Source organism: Thiorhodovibrio winogradskyi, assembly GCF_036208045.1.
Classification (GTDB): domain Bacteria; phylum Pseudomonadota; class Gammaproteobacteria; order Chromatiales; family Chromatiaceae; genus Thiorhodovibrio; species Thiorhodovibrio winogradskyi.
The window spans coordinates 5,348,906-5,365,333 of sequence record NZ_CP121472.1; the positions used below are offsets into that span (position 1 = coordinate 5,348,906).

Annotated in this window: 17 protein-coding genes; 9 read left to right on the plus strand and 8 right to left on the minus strand. The window is 62.4% G+C overall.

Annotated elements, in window-relative coordinates; all coding sequences use genetic code 11:
• Positions 1–9 precede the first annotated feature (9 nt).
• The 4 genes from hslU to rluD form a co-directional block, all read right to left on the minus strand.
• Entirely contained in the window at positions 10–1,341 is a 1,332-nt protein-coding gene (hslU, locus tag Thiowin_RS24530) for an ATP-dependent protease ATPase subunit HslU (protein WP_328985598.1), read from the minus strand.
• 28 nt (positions 1,342–1,369) lie between these two features.
• Complete coding sequence (gene hslV, locus Thiowin_RS24535; protein WP_328985599.1) at positions 1,370–1,915, minus strand: ATP-dependent protease subunit HslV; 546 nt, start codon at positions 1,913–1,915, stop codon at positions 1,370–1,372.
• 166 nt (positions 1,916–2,081) lie between these two features.
• Complete coding sequence (pgeF, locus tag Thiowin_RS24540; RefSeq protein ID WP_328985600.1) at positions 2,082–2,870, minus strand: peptidoglycan editing factor PgeF; 789 nt, start codon at positions 2,868–2,870, stop codon at positions 2,082–2,084.
• Positions 2,871–2,911: 41 nt separating this feature from the next.
• Positions 2,912–3,871: a 23S rRNA pseudouridine(1911/1915/1917) synthase RluD gene (gene rluD, locus Thiowin_RS24545; protein WP_328985601.1), complete on the minus strand. Its 960-nt coding sequence runs from the start codon at positions 3,869–3,871 to the stop codon at positions 2,912–2,914.
• 200 nt (positions 3,872–4,071) lie between these two features.
• Here rluD and Thiowin_RS24550 point away from each other — a divergent pair, with 200 nt between their 5' ends.
• Positions 4,072–4,905 carry an outer membrane protein assembly factor BamD gene (locus Thiowin_RS24550; protein WP_328985603.1) on the plus strand — a complete coding sequence of 278 codons (834 nt, stop codon included), beginning with the start codon at positions 4,072–4,074 and terminating at the stop codon, positions 4,903–4,905.
• A gap of 143 nt (positions 4,906–5,048) precedes the next feature.
• Here the strand turns inward: Thiowin_RS24550 and glnB are convergent, their stop codons facing one another.
• The 3 genes from glnB to sucC all read right to left on the minus strand — a co-directional run bounded on the left by glnB (position 5,049) and on the right by sucC (position 7,646).
• On the minus strand, positions 5,049–5,387 hold the full coding sequence (gene glnB, locus Thiowin_RS24555; RefSeq protein ID WP_328985604.1) for a nitrogen regulatory protein P-II: 339 nt from the start codon (positions 5,385–5,387) through the stop codon (positions 5,049–5,051).
• A 117-nt stretch (positions 5,388–5,504) separates the two neighbouring features.
• Complete coding sequence (gene sucD, locus Thiowin_RS24560) at positions 5,505–6,410, minus strand: succinate--CoA ligase subunit alpha (protein ID WP_328985605.1); 906 nt, start codon at positions 6,408–6,410, stop codon at positions 5,505–5,507.
• 48 nt (positions 6,411–6,458) lie between these two features.
• Positions 6,459–7,646: an ADP-forming succinate--CoA ligase subunit beta gene (gene sucC / locus Thiowin_RS24565; RefSeq protein WP_328985606.1), complete on the minus strand. Its 1,188-nt coding sequence runs from the start codon at positions 7,644–7,646 to the stop codon at positions 6,459–6,461.
• 74 nt (positions 7,647–7,720) lie between these two features.
• Here sucC and Thiowin_RS24570 point away from each other — a divergent pair, with 74 nt between their 5' ends.
• Complete coding sequence (locus Thiowin_RS24570; protein ID WP_328985607.1) at positions 7,721–9,310, plus strand: sensor histidine kinase; 1,590 nt, start codon at positions 7,721–7,723, stop codon at positions 9,308–9,310.
• Between the two features lie 338 nt (positions 9,311–9,648).
• Positions 9,649–9,894: a hypothetical protein gene (locus Thiowin_RS25545; RefSeq protein WP_408034251.1), complete on the plus strand. Its 246-nt coding sequence runs from the start codon at positions 9,649–9,651 to the stop codon at positions 9,892–9,894.
• A 14-nt stretch (positions 9,895–9,908) separates the two neighbouring features.
• Here the strand turns inward: Thiowin_RS25545 and Thiowin_RS24575 are convergent, their stop codons facing one another.
• Positions 9,909–10,181 (minus strand): hypothetical protein, encoded by a 273-nt coding sequence (locus tag Thiowin_RS24575; RefSeq protein WP_328985608.1) that lies wholly within the window; start codon positions 10,179–10,181, stop codon positions 9,909–9,911.
• A 427-nt stretch (positions 10,182–10,608) separates the two neighbouring features.
• On the opposite strand from Thiowin_RS24575, the gene ettA reads away from it, so the two are divergent.
• The 6 genes from ettA (at position 10,609) to Thiowin_RS24605 (ending at position 16,364) form a co-directional block, all read left to right on the plus strand.
• Positions 10,609–12,276, plus strand: coding sequence for an energy-dependent translational throttle protein EttA (gene ettA / locus Thiowin_RS24580; protein WP_328985609.1), 1,668 nt, complete (start codon positions 10,609–10,611; stop codon positions 12,274–12,276).
• 37 nt (positions 12,277–12,313) lie between these two features.
• Positions 12,314–13,186 carry an ATP-binding protein gene (locus Thiowin_RS24585; protein WP_328985610.1) on the plus strand — a complete coding sequence of 291 codons (873 nt, stop codon included), beginning with the start codon at positions 12,314–12,316 and terminating at the stop codon, positions 13,184–13,186.
• 108 nt (positions 13,187–13,294) lie between these two features.
• Positions 13,295–14,344, plus strand: a complete 1,050-nt coding sequence (locus Thiowin_RS24590) for an amidoligase family protein (protein ID WP_328985611.1) — start codon at positions 13,295–13,297, stop codon at positions 14,342–14,344.
• Positions 14,317–15,003, plus strand: a complete 687-nt coding sequence (locus Thiowin_RS24595; RefSeq protein WP_328985612.1) for a gamma-glutamyl-gamma-aminobutyrate hydrolase family protein — start codon at positions 14,317–14,319, stop codon at positions 15,001–15,003. Before Thiowin_RS24590 ends, Thiowin_RS24595 begins: the two co-directional genes overlap by 28 nt.
• Positions 15,004–15,048: 45 nt before the next feature.
• On the plus strand, positions 15,049–15,486 hold the full coding sequence (locus Thiowin_RS24600; protein ID WP_328985613.1) for a YqaA family protein: 438 nt from the start codon (positions 15,049–15,051) through the stop codon (positions 15,484–15,486).
• 218 nt (positions 15,487–15,704) lie between these two features.
• Complete coding sequence (locus Thiowin_RS24605; protein WP_328985614.1) at positions 15,705–16,364, plus strand: LON peptidase substrate-binding domain-containing protein; 660 nt, start codon at positions 15,705–15,707, stop codon at positions 16,362–16,364.
• Positions 16,365–16,428 lie beyond the last annotated feature (64 nt).

Genomic DNA, 16,428 nt, shown 5'->3' on the forward strand with positions numbered 1-16,428 from the left:
GTGATCTGATTACAGAATGTACTGTGACAGATCCTCATCCGCCGCCAGCTCGCCCAGATTCTGCTCCACATAGGCTGCATTCACATCGATGCTGACGCGGTCCAGCTCGGAGGCGTTGAAGGACACGTCCTCAAGCAGCCGCTCCATCACGGTCGCCAGGCGCCGCGCGCCGATGTTCTCCGAGCGCTCGTTCACCTGCCAGGCAATCTCGGCGATACGGCTGATGCCGTCCTCGGTGAACTCGAGGGTCACGCCCTCGGTCCCGAGCAGCGCCCGGTATTGATCGGTTAGGGATTCGTTGGGCTCGGTCAGGATGCGAATGAAGTCCTCGGTGGTGAGTGCCTGGAGTTCGACCCGGATTGGCAGCCGACCTTGAAGCTCGGGGATCAGATCCGAGGGGCGCGCGAGATGGAAGGCACCCGAGGCAATAAACAGAATATGGTCGGTCTTGACCATGCCGTATTTGGTTGACACAGTGCAACCTTCGACCAAGGGCAGCAGGTCGCGCTGCACACCTTCGCGCGAGACATCGGCGCCTATGGCCTCGGAACGTTTGGTGACCTTGTCGATTTCATCAAGAAACACAATGCCGTTCTGCTCGACGTTTCGCACCGCGCGCAATTTCATCTCCTCCTCGTTGACCAGCTTGGCGGCCTCCTCGTCGCCCAGCACCTTGCGTGCGTCGCAAATGCGCATTTTGCGTCTTTTGGTGCGCTCCGAGCCGAGGTTCTGGAACAACCCCTGGAGCTGGCTGGTCATTTCCTCCATGCCCGGCGGCGCGACGATTTCCACCCCCAAGGGTGAGAGATTGACCTGAATTTCAATCTCGCGCTCGTCCAACTCGCCCGCGCGCAACTTGGCGCGAAACTTCTCGCGGGTAGCGGAACTGGTGGCGTTGGAGCGGCTTTCCTGATCGAAGTTCGAAGGCGGCGGCAGCAGGGCATCGAGAATGCGTTCCTCGGCGGCGGCCTCGGCGCGCTCGCGGTTGCGTTCCATTTCCTGCTCACGCTCCATCTTGACGGAGATGTCCGCAAGATCGCGCACAATGGACTCAACATCCCGCCCGACATAGCCGACCTCGGTGAACTTGGTCGCCTCCACCTTGAGAAAGGGCGCATTGGCGAGCCTGGCCAGACGGCGTGCGATCTCAGTCTTGCCCACGCCCGTGGGGCCGATCATCAGGATATTCTTGGGCGTGATCTCCGAGCGCATGGGCTCCTCGATCTGCATCCGGCGCCAGCGATTGCGCAGCGCAATGGCCACGGCGCGTTTGGCCTGGTGCTGACCGATGATGTGTTTGTCAAGCTCTTCGACGATGCGTTGGGGGGTGATGTCGGACATGTGGGAGTCTGGTATGCAGCTTTAGGTGTCAGGTGTCGGCGCTGAGTTCTTCCAGGACCAGGTTATGGTTGGTATAGACGCAGATATCGGCCGCGATGGACAATGCGCGCTCGACGATCTCGCGCGCACTGAGTTCGGTATTTTCAAGCAGCGCACGCGCCGCGGATTGGGCAAAGGCACCGCCGGAGCCGATGGCCATCAAGTCCTGCTCGGGTTCAATCACATCGCCAGTGCCGGAGATAATCAGGGATGCCTTGGTATCGGCCACGCACAGCATGGCCTCGAGTCGGCGCAGCATGCGGTCAGTGCGCCAGTCCTTGGCCAGTTCCACCGCCGAGCGCACCAGATGCCCCTGGTGCTTTTCAAGCTTGCCCTCGAAGCGCTCAAACAGGGTGAAGGCATCGGCGGTGGCGCCGGCGAAACCGGCCAGCACTTTTTCTTTGTAGAGCCGCCGCACTTTGCGCGCGTTGCCCTTCATCACCATCTGCCCGAGCGAGACCTGGCCATCACCGCCGATGACCACCTGCCCGTGGCGACGAACCGATAAAATGGTTGTTCCTTGGAGTTGCTGCATGGATCAAGTATCCGTCTTCTTCTGGCGTTGCCGGATCTCTTCGCGGGGCTCTGCAAGAGTTGGCGGCGACGGGAAACATCTGGCTGGCCAAAGACCGGCCGAAACAAGCATTCTACCTGTCTCGGCGACCGCTTGCCGCTATGATTGTGGTGGGCGCCGCGCGCCATCAGGTCGCTGAAATGGTCGAATCCAACCAGATCAAAGTCGCCATGCGCCCTGTTCGCCCGTCACGGCGATAGGAGTAGAAGCGTTCCTGGTCGGTGAAGGTGCAGTGATGACCGCCGCTGATGTCGTTCACGCCCGTTTGGCGCAGTCGCTGACGCGCCAGGGTGTAGAGGTCCGCCAGCCAGCGTGCGCCAGGCGAGGGTTTGAAGGCCAGGGTAGCTTGGGCATCAGCGGCAACAAAGGCTGCGCGAACCTCGGGGCCAACCTCGAAGGCGTCTTGGCCTATGGCTGGACCTAGCCAGGCGGCGATCTTCTCCGGGGATTCCGCCAGACGCGCGACTGTTTGTTCTATGACTCCGGCGAGCAGCCCCCGCCAGCCGGCATGCACCGCCGCCACCGCGCGACCCTGGCGCTCGCACAGCAGCAGCGGCAGGCAGTCGGCGGTCAGCACGGCGCAGACGCGATCGAGCCTGTGCGTCAGGCTGGAGTCCGCGCAGGGAATCGCCTGCTCGCCCCCAATAGCTTCGACGCCTTCGGTGGTTTCGCCAATCTCCAACACCTCGATGCCATGGACCTGCTCCAGCCAGACCGGGTCGCTGGGCAAGCCCAAGGCCGCTGCGAGCAACTGGCGGTTGGCCGCCACCCGGGCCGGATCATCACCGACATGGGTGGCCAGATTCAGGCCGGCGTAAGCGCCGGTGCTGGTGCCGCCACCGCGAGTCGTGGTGCAGGCGCGCACCCGTTGAGACACCGACCAGTCGGGATACAGCAGTTCCAGACCCGGTGACATTGGCGCTGGAGACATTGGTGTTGGGGGCTGTGACCTAAATGTCATTGATGACCCTCCGGCAAGGGCTGCTCAAGGGCGGCCAGTAAGCGCGCAAGATCAGGCGCCATGGGAATCTCCCACCTCAGGGGTTCGCCACTCGCGGGATGCGCCAGCGCCAGGCCGATGGCATGCAGCGCCTGACGCGGAAAAGCGCGCAGCGCCTGCGCCGCCGCTGCCTGTGCCGGGAAGGGCTGGCGCGCGCGGGCATAGACAGGGTCACCCACCAGGGGATGACGCAGATGGGCCATGTGCACCCGAATCTGATGGGTACGGCCAGTTTCCAGCCGCACGCCAAGCAGGGTGCAATGTCCGAAACGTGTTAGCACCCGATAGTGGCTGACAGCCGGGCGCCCGGAGGCAACCACCGCCATTTTGGTGCGCGCCTGGGGATGACGGCCAATGGGCTGATCGACAGTGCCGCCGCTGATCAAATCCCCGCGTACCAGGGCGCGATAATCGCGATGCACCAGGCGCGCCTGCAACTGGTTGACCAGGGACCGGTGGGCAAGAAGCGACTTGGCCACCACCATGAGTCCGCTGGTGTCCTTGTCGAGACGGTGCACGATGCCGGCACGTGGCAGGGTGGCCAACCCGGGATTGCGATGCAGCAGGGCGTTGAGCAACGTCCCGTCGGGCTGACCAGCGCCGGGATGCACCACCAGCCCAGCCGGTTTGTTGATGACCAGCAGGTGCTCGTCCTCATGCACCAGCGGGATATCGATCTGCTGCGCCGGTGCGGCGGTTTGTACCTCCAAAACCGGATCTGTGCGCAGACAAACCCTCTCACCGCCGCGCACCTTGTCGCGCCGCCGGCGCGACTGGCCATCCACCAGCAACTGGCCGGTGTCCAGCCAGTGCTGGATACGCCCGCGCGAGTACTCCGGCAGCAATTCGGCGAGCACCTGATCGAGTCGCCGCCCAACCGCGCCGGGCGGGAGTTGCCAGTGAAGCGGCGCGGTCATGGCTGCCCAAGCGGACCCGCGACCTTCGCCAAGGAGTAGGCTGAGTTCACGAGCGAAGCAGAGTTCTGTGGTGACAACTGAGTTCCGTTATACTGCAAGCGAGTGTTCGCGACGGAGATTCATGCTCGCGACCACCCCGAACGATGAATCCGCGCAAGATGAATCTAGTAATTTTCACTGTAACCTTGGACGTGACAGGCATGCGGTCAAAGTTTTTCGCCTTCATCCTTTTCGCGACTCTGCTGCCAGCGCTGATGACGGGTTGCGGCATCCTGAACAAGGAATTCGATCAAACCCAGGACTGGAACGCGTCGAAACTCTATACCGAGGCCGCCGATCAGCTCAGCGCGGCCAACTATCAGCGTGCCATCGACTACTACGAAAAGCTTGAAGCGCGTTATCCATTCGGTCGCTACGCGATGCAGGGACAGCTCGATCTGGCCTATGCCTATTACAAGCACGAGGAACCTGAAGCGGCCATCGCGGCGGCGGATCGCTTCATTAAGCTCTATCCGCAAAATCCCTTTGTTGATTATGCCTATTATCTGAAAGGCATCGTCAACTATAACCGCAGCGTCGGCTTTATTGATCGCTTTATCCCCACCGATGCCTCGCAACGTGATCCTGGTTCAGCACTCGATGCCTTTCAGGACTTTAGCGAGCTGGTGCGCTTGTTTCCCGATAGCAAGTATTCCGCCGATGCCCGCCAGCGCATGCTCTACTTGCGTAATAACCTGGCCAAGAACGAGGTACATGTCGCGCGCTACTACATGAAGCGCGGGGCCTATTTGGCGGCGGCCAATCGCGCGCAGTATGTGGTGGAACGCTATCAGCGAACCTCCGCGGTGGAGGATGCACTGGAATTGTTGGTCGAGGCCTATCGCAGACTCGGAGAGCAGCAACTCGCGACCGACGCCGAGCGGGTGTTGGTCATGAACCGCGAGGCTGGGCGTTTTATCAGCGATGAGCCGCGCCCGCAAGACATCAGCCTTGGGCGCAAGGTATGGGACTATTTTGGGCTTGATCAGAACTGATGGCCTGCCAGAACGGATTCTGAATACATCTTTCGAGCAACAGGTTCTGGAGACGAATTTTGGGAGCGGCTTAACACCACCCAGGCCGAACCCCTTTCAGGCGATCAGGATCCCTATCAGGCAGTCCATCAGGCGCCTCCCGGCTAAATCGCCGCTTCGTCTTCCTCGCCAGTACGGATACGCACCACGCGCGAGACATCGGTGACGAAAATCTTGCCGTCGCCTATCTTGCCTGTGCGCGCGGCTCGGGTAATGGCCTCGACACAGGACTCGAGTTGCTCGTCGGCCACGACCAGCTCAATTTTCACCTTGGGCAGAAAATCCACCACGTATTCGGCACCGCGGTAGAGTTCGGTATGGCCCTTTTGGCGCCCGAAGCCCTTGACCTCAATCGCGGTCATGCCGGTAATGCCGGCGGCGGACAGGGCCTCGCGCACGTCGTCGAGCTTGAAGGGTTTAATGATGGCTTCGACCTTCTTCATCAGGGGCTCCGTGATTCCGTTGATAGCTGCCGGGTTGTCTGCTAGCTTTCTTTCAGTTGACCGGGTGAGTATAAAAGCCCGCCACCGGCTTGGCTATGGTCGCGGGCGCGGTTGCAATCAAGCGGGTGGCTGACCGAGTAACTTCAGCATCCCGTCGCCAAGTTCAGCCGGGGAGCGGAAAGTCGCCACGCCGGCCTGTTCAAGCGCATGGTACTTGGCCTCCGCCGTGCCCGTTGCGCGCCGATCACCAGCTTGCGCACCACCCTGGATAATGGCACCGGCGTGGCCCATGCGCTTCCCCGGTGGCGCGGTCAGACCGGCAATATAGGCACCCACGGGCTTGGACATGGAGGCGCGAATAACATCCGCCGCCTCCTCCTCGGCCAGACCGCCGATCTCCCCGACCATGAGCACCGCCTCGGTCTGGGGATCATCCTCGAATAGCCGCAGGCAGTCGATAAAATCCAGACCCTGGATGGGATCACCGCCGATGCCGACGCAGGTGCTTTGTCCCAGTCCAGCACGGCTGGTCTGAAAAACCGCCTCGTAGGTCAGGGTGCCGGAGCGCGAGACAATGCCGATACAGCCCGCTTGGTGAATGGAACCCGGCATAATGCCAATCTTGCAGGTGCCGGGCGTGATCACACCAGGGCAGTTCGGGCCGATCAACGCCACACCTGTGGAGGCCAGCGCCGCCTTGACCGCCAGCATGTCGAGCACCGGAATGCCCTCGGTGATGCAGACAATGACCTCGATACCAGCATCGGCGGCCTCCAAAATGGCATCGGGGGCGAAGGCGGCCGGGACGTAGATCATACTGGCGTTGGCGCCCGTCTCGGCCACGGCATCGGCAACTGTGTCGAACACCGGCAGACCGAGATGCCGCTGCCCCCCCTTGCCGGGTGTGACACCACCGACCAAGCGGGTGCCATAGGCCAGCGCCTGCTCGCTGTGAAAACTGCCCTGCTTGCCGGTGAAACCCTGGCAAATCAGGCGGGTGTTGGCGTCGACCAGAATGCTCATCGCTTTAGAAGAAAGCTTGAAGTGTGAAGATTGGAATTGGAGCTGGGTTTACTCATTGGCCGCTGCGACGACTTTGTCGGCGGCCTCGGCCAAATCGCTCGCGGTCTCGAGCGCCAGGCCGCTTTGGGCCAGCATGGCCAGGCCCTGCTCGGCATTGGTACCGGCCAGGCGCACCACCAGCGGCACCCGCAGCGCGGTGCGCGCAACGGCTTGGATGATGCCCTCGGCGATCAAATCGCAGCGCACAATACCGCCGAAGATATTGACCAGAATCGCGGCGACCTTAGCGTCGGACAGAATCAATTGAAAGGCCTCGGCCACCCGTTCGGCGGTGGTATTGCCTCCCACATCGAGAAAATTGGCCGGCTTGCCGCCGTGGCGCTGCACCAGATCCATGGTCGCCATCGCCAGCCCGGCGCCGTTGACCATGCAGCCGATGTTACCCTCGAGGCTCACATAGCTCAGGCCTTGTTGATCGGCGCGTGCCTCGCGTTCGTCCTCCTGACCGCGATCACGCAGGGCTTGCAGATCCGGGTGACGGTAGAGTGCATTGGCATCCAGTACCACCTTGGCGTCGAGCGCCAGCAGCTGTTCGCCCTGTTGTTCACCCAATTGCCCGCCGCTCCCAAGTGCCAGCGGGTTGATTTCGAGCAGACTGGCATCCTTGTCGACGAACAATCGGTAGAGTGCCTGGGTGATTTGATGCAGGGGCTTCAGGGTCGCGGCGGGCAGGGCCAGGCGGTAGCCGATGTGGCGACTCTGCCAAGCGCGCAGGCCGGTGGCCGGATGCACCCAAACTCGTTCAAAGGCCGCCGGTTCGGCCGCCGCGGCGGCTTCGACATCGCCACCGCCGGCGCGCGAGGCAATCAGCATCACCCGTTCGGCGGCACGATCAACCAGCATGGCCAGATAAAATTCCCGCGCGGCGCTGACCGGGGCCTCGATCAGTACCCGCTCCACCGGCAGCGCGCGCCCGCCGCTCTGGGCGGTGACCAGCGGGTGCCCGAGGAGCTGACCGGCGGCGTTGCGCACCTCGTCTAGGGTGGTGCAATGCATCACACCACCGGCCTTGCCACGACCACCGGCATGCACCTGCGCCTTGACCATCCATTGCTTGCCACCCACGGCGGCGGCGGCGGCCACTGCGGAATCGACGCTATCGGCGACGCGACTCTCTGGCACTGGGATGCCGTAGTCGCGGAACAGGGCCTTGGCCTGGTATTCGTGCAGATTCATGGTTTCGCTAAACTAAGGTTTCTGGACTTGGGTTTTCAGGTCCCGATGACCCCGGAGCATGCATGCGACAGTTAATGAACTCAGCACCACCGCCGCACGCCCAGCCCCTGCATTCCCCGCGCGCGCTCGGCTGGTTGTTGTTCTATCGCCTCAGCCTGGTGCTGGCGTTGATTGTGATTTTCTTCTATCCCCAGACGCCGACCTGGCTCAGCGCCCACGGGAACCTGAGCATGGCACGGCTGCTGCTCAAGTTGCAAACCCTGTCGGTGTTGATTGGCGGGGGGCTGATGCTGCTTGGCCGCCCAAAACCGGCGCGACAGATTGAACTGGCGATTTTTTTTGATCTGGTCTTCTACACCGTGCTGATGCATGTCAGCGGCGGCATCAGCACCGGCCTGGGACTCATTCTGGCCATTGTGGTCGCCGCCGGAGCCATTACCCTCGAGGGTCGGCTGTCGTTGCTGTTCGCGGCGCTCGCCACCCTGGCGGTTATTTTCCAGCAATTCTATGCCGAACTCTACGGCAGCGCGCCGAGTGGTAGTTATACTCAAGCGGGCCTGCTGGGGGTCACCTACTTTGCCGTGGCCTTGCTCGCCCATGTACTCTCGCGCCGGCTGCATGAGACCGAGCACCTGGCCGCGCGGCGCCAGGTGGATCTGGCCGATCTGTCCAAGCTCAATGAGTTCATCATCCAAAGTATGTCCACTGGGGTACTGGCGGTCACGGGCGACCGCACCTTGCTGGTGCTGAACAATGCCGCCAAACGCCTGCTCGGCATGGGCGAGACGCGCGGCGGAGAGCAGCTCGGGCGCCTGTCCCCAGCACTGAATCGCTGGCTTGGCCAGGCGCTCACCAGCAGCGGAGCGAATGATGAAGTCCTCTCTCTTGGCGAGCATGAAGTTAGGCCGCGCTTGCAGCGTCTGGATGATTTCCGTGCCGGCGGCGCACTGATTTTTCTTGATGATAACCGCCGGCTGGTGCGCGAGGCACAGGAGATCAAGCTCGCCTCACTCGGCCGCCTAACGGCCAGTATCGCGCACAATATCCGCAATCCGCTCTCCTCCATCACCCATGCCGGGCAGTTGCTGGCCGAGGCCGAGCACTGCGGACCCGAAGAGCAGCATCTGCTCAATATCGTGCGCCGCAACGCGCTGCGCATCGATGAGACAGTGACCAGCATTCTCGAGCTATCAAGGCGCGATCAGCCGCAGCCCCAGCAGCTCGACATCGGTGGCTGGCTGCGTGAGTTTCGCGATGAATACCTCGCCGGCAACCGCATCGACCCCGAGGCACTGCGCCTGCTGCTGCCCGATGAGCCCATCAGTGTCAGCCTGGATCCCCGCCATTTTGGCCAGGTGTTACGCAATCTGTGCGACAACGCCTTCCTCCATGGCCAGGCGGACGGCGAGCCGACGCGGGTCTGTATTCGAGTGACGCGGGTGCCAGGCAGCGATACCCTGCATGTAAACTTGGCCGATAACGGCCCCGGGATTCCAGAGCAGCATGTGGCCCATTTGTTCGATCCCTTCTTCACCACCGCAAGCACCGGGACCGGACTGGGACTTTACACTGCGCGCGAACTGTGCGAAGCCAATGGCCTGCGTTTGGAGTATAGTCATCAACCGCCGCCGGGCGCCCAGTTTCGGGTGATTTTACCAACCTAAATCCATCAGCTGTACTCTAAACCCCTACTATCCCAGTATTTCTTCTCATTGAACCGGGTCGGCAAGGCGGGCCGGATAAGCGCTACTACTTCAGTCGGTTTGAGGTGGGGCGCGCCGGCGTGCTCATTTGCGTTGCAGTTTTTGAGCGCGAGCAAGAATCCATAAGGAGCCTGACGCGGTCGAACGAATTACGCGACAACACAGCTCAAGTTAGTTTTTATACTCTCGCACTGTGTTTATACAAGATGGGCTAACTGGCGATCTGGCTGCCGCATCCGCAGCCCATGCCCGATCACCCTGGGGTGCCGATTATTCAGGAGCAGGTGATCAAGATCGCCATGGTCGCGGCCGGTTTCAATGCCGGGAAGACCGACCAGCCACACAGATCCAGGGCGACCTGGAAGAAACGCGGAGGAGGAGGCTCGGGATCAGACGATCCGTCTGATCCCGAGGGCCGGTTGGCTTGCTGGGTAGCGGCTGGGCCTGGTAGCGACGGGAAACCAGAAACCGAGGCAGACCGCGAAACTAGCAAAGGCAGCAAGAGCCTTGGAATTCGGCTCAATCCACCACCGCACCTAGCATGACTTTTGGTGCTCGCCTAGCTGCCCGAGCCAGTCGTGCCTTGCGTCCCTTTTTTGTCGCCCTCGTCGTCGCTACTACCCTTCTTGCCCCCGGGTTTTCCGCGACAATGGCCGGAGACCTCAACGCCATCCTTGCGTTTATAGGGATCCACCCAATAACACCCATCCGTCGATTCACAAACTGGTTTTTCCATGCCTTTGCAGGTTGCCGCAAGGACATTGCCGGTCGTTCCGAAGCCGATCACCACAGTTAAAAAGAGCGTCAGCCCAAGAAGTTTGTTACGAAACATCGGTGCTTCCTCCCTACAATGAATGATGGATTAAGCCATAAAAACCACAGTTGAACACCTGGGAGATCAGAACCTAACATAAGCGTTCGAGCAAAGCCAAGCGCCAGAAAGATTTTTTTTCTTGTCGTTGTGATCGCTAACTGTCAGATTTGACGACGGGGCGCAGCAGCCAGGGCTCGACGCGAACCCGGCGCCATGGCCCAAGCAGTGACCTTGGACATAAGGTTTCGGGCACCACAGGGGTCTGCCGGTCTGTTCAACTCGCCTTCACGCAGTCTGTCCGCTCTGGCAGCTTGAGCCCAGCAAGCCCCTCGGGTTGCTTGGACATTCCCGCCTCGAACGCGCAAAATTCCTTATCCGCAATCGCACCCGGGCGCGCAACCGCGCGCCCGTTGCTTCACGAACTCCCAACCAGATTTCTCACACCATGGCGCAATACATCTACACCATGAACCGGGTCGGCAAGGTTGTGCCGCCCAAGCGCGTGATTCTGCGCGACATCTCTCTGTCCTTCTTCCCCGGCGCCAAGATCGGCGTGCTGGGTTTGAACGGCGCTGGTAAGTCCACCCTGCTGCGCATCATGGCTGGGCTGGATACCGAGATCGAGGGCGAGGCGCGGCCCCAGCCCGGCATCAAGGTCGGCTTTTTGTCCCAGGAGCCGCAACTCGATCCGGCCAAAGACGTGCGCGGCAATGTCGAGGAAGCCGTGGCGCCCATCAAACAGGCGCTGGAGCGCCTCGATGCCGTCTATGCCGCCTATGCCGAGGAAGACGCCGATTTCGATGCCCTGGCCAAGGAGCAGGCGGAGCTGGAAGACCTGATTCAGGCCACCGATGGTCATAACCTTGAGCGCACGCTCGAGGTCGCCGCCGATGCCCTGCGCCTGCCGCCCTGGGAGGCGGATGTGACCAAGCTCTCGGGTGGCGAGCGCCGGCGGGTGGCGCTGTGCCAGTTGTTGCTGTCCAAGCCGGACATGCTGCTGCTCGATGAGCCGACCAACCATCTGGATGCCGAGTCGGTCGCCTGGCTGGAGCGCTTCCTGCACGACTACCCCGGCACCGTGGTGGCGGTCACCCATGATCGCTATTTCCTCGACAATGTCGCCGGCTGGATTCTGGAACTCGACCGTGGCCACGGTATTCCCTGGGAGGGCAACTACTCCTCCTGGTTGGAGCAGAAAGAAGCCCGACTGGAGATTGAGCAGAAGCAGGAAGCCTCGCGCATCAAGGCGATGAAGCAAGAACTCGAATGGGTGCGCACCAACCCCAAGGGGCGTCAGGCCAAGAGCAAGGCACGTCTGGCGCGCTTCGATGAGCTGCAATCGCAGGAATTCCAGAGCCGCAACGAGACCAACGAGATTTACATTCCGCCCGGTCCGCGCCTGGGTGATCTGGTGATCGAGGCCAATGGACTTGGCAAGGCCTATGGCGAGCGGCTGCTGTATGAAAACCTGTCCTTTAATCTGCCCAAGGGCGGCATCGTCGGGGTGATCGGCCCCAATGGCGCCGGCAAGACCACGCTGTTTCGCATCCTGACCGGCCAGGAACAGGCCGACTCGGGCGAGTTGCGCGTGGGCGAGACAGTGGAGATCGCCTACGTCGATCAGAGCCGCGACGCACTCGATGACAAGAAAACGGTCTGGGAGGAGATCTCCGATGGTTCCGACACCATCATTGTCGGGCGTTTCGAGATGCCCTCGCGCGCCTATGTGAGCCGGTTTAATTTCAAAGGCTCGGATCAGCAAAAGCGCATCGGCACCCTATCCGGGGGCGAGCGCAACCGGGTGCATCTGGCCAAGCTGCTCAAGAGTGGCGGCAATCTCTTGCTGCTCGACGAGCCGACCAACGATCTGGATGTCGAGACCCTGCGCGCCTTGGAAGAAGCCTTGCTGACCTTCCCCGGCTGCGCGGTGGTCATCAGCCATGATCGCTGGTTCCTGGATCGCATTGCCACCCACATACTGGCGTTCGAGGGGGAGTCGCAAGTCACCTGGTTCGAGGGCAACTACGCCGACTACGAGGCCGACCGCCATCGTCGCCTGGGTGATGAGGCAGATCAGCCGCACCGGATTAAATACCGACCGCTGCATGCCTGATCCCTGGCGTGATCACAGCAGAAACCGCCGCCCATCCATGAGCGACAAGAAAAAATTCATCAACCGCGCGACCCGGCTGATCAAGCGCATCGAAGAGCTGCTGCCCGCGCCGCCCGCCACGCCGGACTTCGAGGCCCAGAGCTATCGCTGGCGTAGCGCCGGCCGGGACGGCTGGCTCGAGCCCATCCGCCGCGCGCACCGCCTAGCGCTGGATGATTTGCTCTGCATCGACGGGCAGCGCGCCATGATCGAGCGCAACACCCGGCAGTTCCTCGCCGGGCGCACGGCGAATAACGTCTTGCTGTGGGGCTCGCGCGGCACCGGCAAATCTTCTCTGATCAAGGCCGTTTTCTCCACCTATGCGGAGCAGGGGCTGCGGCTGATCGAAGTCGACAGGGAAGATCTCATTGAGCTGCCCTATCTGATCGACGCCATCGAGGGGCGCGAGGAGCGCTTCATCATCTATTGCGACGACCTGTCATTCGAGGCCTCCGAGTCAAGCTACAAGACGCTCAAGGCGGTGCTCGATGGCTCCATCAGCGCGCCGCCGGACAATCTGCTGATCTATGCCACCTCCAACCGCCGTCATCTGCTGCCCGAATTCCAGCACGAGAATCAGGACGCGCGCCTGATTGACGGCGAGATTCATCTGGGCGAGAGCAGCGAGGAAAAAATCTCCCTGTCTGATCGTTTTGGGCTCTGGCTGTCGTTTTATCCTTTTAGTCAGGAGCAGTATCTGCGCCTGGTGCATCACTGGCTGGATCGCCTCGGCGCGCCGCCACGGGAGTCCGACACCATAGATAGCGAAGCCCTGCAATGGGCTTTGACGCGCGGCTCGCGCAGTGGTCGCACCGCCTGGCAGTTCGCGCGCGATCGCGCCGGGCGGCTGCCGAGCGCCGGGCAAGACTGACACTCGGCCCCTTGTTCGCGCAGGCCCTTCCGCTAACCCCGACGAAGCCCCCAGACGATGCCCCCAGACGATGCCCACCGACGGAGCCCACCGACGGAGCAAAAATCCATGTCGCAGAATACCGCCCAACAACAGCCGTCGACCCAGCTCGCCATACCCCCGCGCATGCGAACAGCCGAGGGCGAACCGCGACTGGTCGGCATCGAAATCGAATTCGGCGGCCTGACCCTGGAGCAGACCGCCATTTTGCTGGTCGACCAGCTGAAGGCGACTCTCTCCAACGGGAGTGATTACGAGGCCACCATCAGCGGCGATCCGGCCGGCGACTGGCGCGTGGAACTGGACTTTGAACTCCTGAAGGACTTCGGCCGGCGCAACCAGGATGAGGCGGACACCGAGCCCTCGCTGCAAAGCCTGATCAACAATGGCATTGAGCAACTGCTCAAACTCATGGCCGAGCCTCTGGTGCCGGTGGAGATCGTCAGCCCGCCGCTGCCCTTCGCGCGCCTGCCCGAGGTCCAGTCCCTGATCACCGCGCTGCGTGAAGCCGGCGCCCTGGGCACGGGCGAGAACCCCGTCTTTGCCTTTGGCCTGCAGCTCAATCCCCAACCCCCGGCGCTGGATGCGCGCACTCTGCTGAGCCATTTCAAGGCCTATCTATGCCTGGCCGACTGGCTGCGCCAGCGTGCCAATGTCGACCTGACCCGACGACTGACGCTCTTTGCCGAGCCCTTCCCCAAGGCCTATGTGCGCCAGGTCATCGCGCCCGATTACTGGCCGGACCAGAGCGCTTTTATCGACGACTATCTGAGCGCCAACCCGACCCGTAATCGCGAACTCGACCTGCTGCCCCTGTTCGCTCACCTGGACCCGGAGCGGGTCAAGCGCCGGGTTGCCGACAGTCGCGTCAAGGCGCGTCCCACCTTCCATTACCGCCTGCCCAACAGCGAAATCGACCAGCCCGACTGGGGTCTGCATACAGCTTGGAACGACTGGGTGGAGGTCGAGCGCCTGGCCGAGGACCCCGAGCGCCTGAGCGCCATCCGCGGCGCCTACCTTGAGCGTCTGTCACAACTGCTGGGTGGGCGGCTCAACCCCAAACTCGACGACTGGGCACAGGAGACCGCGCAATGGCTGACGCCAACTCGCGACCACTGATCGGCATCACCGGCCCGCGCCATGGCGCCCTGATGCCGCGCGGGCTGGTCGCGCTCGGCCTGTGGCTGGCCGGCGGACGACCGCGCCAGCTCTATCCCGACGACAGCGAGCAAGCCCTGGCTGAATTGGCCGGACTGGTCGTCACCGGCGGTCATGATGTCGACCCGGTGCTCTATGCCGCCGCCCCCGAGGTCAAACCAAAGCTCGACCCCGAGCGCGACCGCTTCGAGACCCGCGCCATCGACCGCATGCTGGCCCGCCAGCGGCCGCTGCTGGGTATCTGTCGCGGTGCCCAACTGCTGAATGTGCGTCGCGGTGGGAGTCTGTTTCAGGAATTGCGTTCGCGGCGCAAGCAGACCTCCAACCGCTGGACCATTTTTCCGCTCAAGACCCTGCTGGTCGAGTCCAGTTCCCACCTGCACGCGCGCCTCGGCTGCGCGCGCTGTCGCATCAACAGCCTGCACAACCAGGGTATCGACCGACTCGGTGCCGGCCTGCGCATTGCCGGACGCGATCTCGACGGCATCGTGCAGGCGGTGGAAGACCCCGATGCCAGCCTTGTACTCGGCGTGCAATGGCATCCGGAATTTCTGCTCTACCTTGGCCGTCAGCGGCGGCTGTTTCGCGATCTGGTCGCCGCGGCGCGCGCGCCGAATTAGCCTGGGGACGACCCGGCCCCCGCGCTGCTGCCGCCGCTGCCACCGATGGATGCCTATCTCGGCCTCTTCGCCATCTCCTTTCTCGCCGCCACCCTGCTGCCGGCCTACTCCGAGGTGGTCTTCGCCGGTCTGCTCGCCACTGGTCATGCCCCTTGGGCACTCTGGGCCTGGGCGACCGCCGGCAACACCCTGGGTGCCGCGCTCAACTGGACCATCGGGCGCTGGCTGCTGCGGTTTCAGGACCGGCGCTGGTTTCCGGTCAATGGGGCGGGACTCAAAACCGCGCAGCGCTGGTTCCAGCGCTGGGGGGTGTGGTCGCTGCTGCTCGCCTGGGCGCCGGTTGGCGGCGATGCCCTGACCTTCATCGCCGGGATGATGCGGGTGCGCTTCCCGGTGTTTCTGCTGCTGACCGCGACCGGCAAAGGGCTGCGTTACGCGGTATTGTTGGGCTTGGTTGAAATCGGGCGACAATTTTGGCCATAGCCATTCCGCAATCTGAATCAATGACTGTCGCACCCCCGCGGCAGCTATCCGCCTGGTTATTCAGCAGACGCCACAGGAAGCAGCTCGGGAAGCGGCTGAAAGCCGCTTCTACACCATCGATCGATGCGAATCCGCGGCGGTCGACCTCGCAGGCGGGGACCTTAGCCCCCATCTGCTCAAACAAGCGATGCATACCACTTGACCGAGCTGGATTTGCCATGAAACACAGTCCATTTATACCCAATTTCGAGCAACTGCCCAAATTCCTTCCGATTTTTCCGCTGCCCGGCGCGGTGGTGCTCCCAGGCGTGCAATTACCGCTCAATATTTTCGAGCCGCGCTACCTGAACATGGTGCGCCAGGCACTGGCCGAGCAGCACATCATCGGCTTGGTGCAGCCCGCGGCGGGAGACCCAGAGTCCAGCGACGCCATTCATCGCATCGGCTGCGCCGGGCGCATCACCTCCTACAGCGAGACCCATGACGGGCGCATTGTGCTGGTGTTGACCGGCTTCTGCCGCTTCCGCGTGCTCGAGGAGGTCGAACCCCTGGCCGGCGTTCGCCGCGTGCTGGTGAGCTGGGATGAGTTCGCCGGTGACTACAACAACGATCAGCCCAAGCTGACGGATCGCGAACTGTTCATCGGCTCCCTGCGCAGCTTCTGCAACCGCCGCCAGGTCGAAATTCCCTGGGACGAAATCTCCAACATGGCCGACAACGACCTGGTCAATCTGCTCTGCGCCCATCTGCCACTGGATGTCGGCGACAAACAGGCGCTGATCGAAACCGTCGCCTTGCAGGAGCGCGCCACCCTGATGCGCGGGCTGATGGACATGTCCGCCCTCGCCAGCACCAATGGCGTGATACTGCGACACTGAAGGGCCACGAGTGGCCGCGACAACCACGGCGGCTGGCCGATGGCCGGACGGCTATCGCATCGAG

What these genes read in the sequence shown, in the direction of transcription:
- hslU (WP_328985598.1), bottom strand. Translation starts at nt 1,341, where the DNA reads ATGTCCGACATCACCCCCCAACGCATCGTCGAAGAGCTTGACAAACAC.
- hslV (WP_328985599.1), bottom strand. Translation starts at nt 1,915, where the DNA reads ATGCAGCAACTCCAAGGAACAACCATTTTATCGGTTCGTCGCCACGGG.
- pgeF (WP_328985600.1), bottom strand. Translation starts at nt 2,870, where the DNA reads ATGTCACCGGGTCTGGAACTGCTGTATCCCGACTGGTCGGTGTCTCAA.
- rluD (WP_328985601.1), bottom strand. Translation starts at nt 3,871, where the DNA reads ATGACCGCGCCGCTTCACTGGCAACTCCCGCCCGGCGCGGTTGGGCGG.
- Thiowin_RS24550 (WP_328985603.1), top strand. Translation starts at nt 4,072, where the DNA reads ATGCGGTCAAAGTTTTTCGCCTTCATCCTTTTCGCGACTCTGCTGCCA.
- glnB (WP_328985604.1), bottom strand. Translation starts at nt 5,387, where the DNA reads ATGAAGAAGGTCGAAGCCATCATTAAACCCTTCAAGCTCGACGACGTG.
- sucD (WP_328985605.1), bottom strand. Translation starts at nt 6,410, where the DNA reads ATGAGCATTCTGGTCGACGCCAACACCCGCCTGATTTGCCAGGGTTTC.
- sucC (WP_328985606.1), bottom strand. Translation starts at nt 7,646, where the DNA reads ATGAATCTGCACGAATACCAGGCCAAGGCCCTGTTCCGCGACTACGGC.
- Thiowin_RS24570 (WP_328985607.1), top strand. Translation starts at nt 7,721, where the DNA reads ATGAACTCAGCACCACCGCCGCACGCCCAGCCCCTGCATTCCCCGCGC.
- Thiowin_RS25545 (WP_408034251.1), top strand. Translation starts at nt 9,649, where the DNA reads ATGGTCGCGGCCGGTTTCAATGCCGGGAAGACCGACCAGCCACACAGA.
- Thiowin_RS24575 (WP_328985608.1), bottom strand. Translation starts at nt 10,181, where the DNA reads ATGTTTCGTAACAAACTTCTTGGGCTGACGCTCTTTTTAACTGTGGTG.
- ettA (WP_328985609.1), top strand. Translation starts at nt 10,609, where the DNA reads ATGGCGCAATACATCTACACCATGAACCGGGTCGGCAAGGTTGTGCCG.
- Thiowin_RS24585 (WP_328985610.1), top strand. Translation starts at nt 12,314, where the DNA reads ATGAGCGACAAGAAAAAATTCATCAACCGCGCGACCCGGCTGATCAAG.
- Thiowin_RS24590 (WP_328985611.1), top strand. Translation starts at nt 13,295, where the DNA reads ATGTCGCAGAATACCGCCCAACAACAGCCGTCGACCCAGCTCGCCATA.
- Thiowin_RS24595 (WP_328985612.1), top strand. Translation starts at nt 14,317, where the DNA reads ATGGCTGACGCCAACTCGCGACCACTGATCGGCATCACCGGCCCGCGC.
- Thiowin_RS24600 (WP_328985613.1), top strand. Translation starts at nt 15,049, where the DNA reads ATGGATGCCTATCTCGGCCTCTTCGCCATCTCCTTTCTCGCCGCCACC.
- Thiowin_RS24605 (WP_328985614.1), top strand. Translation starts at nt 15,705, where the DNA reads ATGAAACACAGTCCATTTATACCCAATTTCGAGCAACTGCCCAAATTC.